The sequence below is a fragment of the Methylobacterium sp. Leaf466 genome (genome assembly GCF_001425565.1).
GTDB lineage: Bacteria > Pseudomonadota > Alphaproteobacteria > Rhizobiales > Beijerinckiaceae > Methylobacterium.
Map to the genome: position 1 here is coordinate 1 of NZ_LMRC01000030.1, position 1,361 is coordinate 1,361.

Genomic DNA, 1,361 nt, shown 5'->3' on the forward strand with positions numbered 1-1,361 from the left:
GCTAAAAAGGTAACTACAAAAAAACCTGCAATTTTTTCAAAAAAAAAAACAGCGTCAACACAAAACTACAAATAAAAGAACCAAGCGCAAATAATTTACGTACTTTCAAAAAAATCAAAAAGATCAATGTTTTCTCGGGATCAAAAATAGGTTATACGTATCTTTAGGCAAAGCCACACACGCCGGTTTCTGTCTTAGATCTTCCAAATTTTCAGCCCCAATTTCAAACTCCTGCATTATACTGGCAAACATGACGAAACTCATCGTAGTTACTAAAGTTTGACCAATGCACGTTCGCTTACCTATACTAAAAGGCAGGAAATGTGGGATGTTCCTCTTAACAGACCAGACTTCTTTTTCCGTCTCCGCTGGCTTGCTCGGCCTTTCCCCATCAGATTCCATGCCGGAATCACAGAAAGAATTCCTTCGAACCCTAACTTTGGTCTTTTCTAGAAACCTTGATGGGTCAAATTTCTCCGGCTCATTCCAGTATTCCTCTGAAGTGTTTAGTTCATAGTTGTTTATGAAGACTATCGTTCCTTTTTCTACGCCATATCCTGAGATTGCTGCGTTCTCCGTAGCTACATGAGGAACGATAGGGGATGAGGCGTATCTTAGACATTCTAAGACAGTTGCTTCTGTGTATGGCAAACTATGACGGTCGAGTAATGTAACAGGCCTTTTGCCTTTAGTCAAACCGTCTAATTCTGCCCTAATCTTCCTGCCGACTTCAGGGTCTCTCGCCACAGCTGTCAAACATAACATGACAAGATTACCCACCGAAGAATGACCGCCTAGAAAATCTTCAAGCATGAAGATTATAGTATTTCTATCAACCGTCGGGTCTTCATGTAAAACTTTTAGCAACCCATCTAGAAAGTCCTTTTCAGGCCCTTCTATGTCCAGATCCAATTCCCTCTGTTCTACGATCCTTGAAAGAATGAACGAGCGAATATCTGAAGACCAGTTAGACAGTTTATCTAAATGCTTCTTGTAAAAAGGTTGGAGCCACGGCAGAAAATCTAAGGCATAACCTTGGTTAATCTCCCAGAAAATTTCGTCAAAATGGTCGACGATGCGCTTGAAATCTTCGTCGTTTTCGGCGTCAAATCTCACGTTGCACATGTAGTGCGAAAACATATTCATTGCTGTAGTCATTAAGATCGGTTTTAGGTTGATGCTGGAGTCTAAAGTACGGGTTATGTTTTTAAGTGTTTGTAGCAGTTCTATGGATTCGAATGTAGCGACGTCTCCGATGCGCGCGAAGTTGTCGGTGTGTTGTTTGGGTCCACAATGGCGGCGGGCGAGATTTCTTCTTCTTAGTTGAAGGTTTGACCAATCGCATAGTGCTAAGGAATTAT

General features: G+C 41.4%; 1 protein-coding gene. It reads right to left on the reverse strand.

Annotation, left to right across the window (positions count from 1 at the left end):
* Nucleotides 1-123: 123 nt before the first annotated feature.
* A partial coding sequence (locus ASG59_RS19945) for a cytochrome P450 (protein ID WP_156399219.1) occupies nt 124-1,361 on the reverse strand: 1,238 nt, incomplete at its 5' end.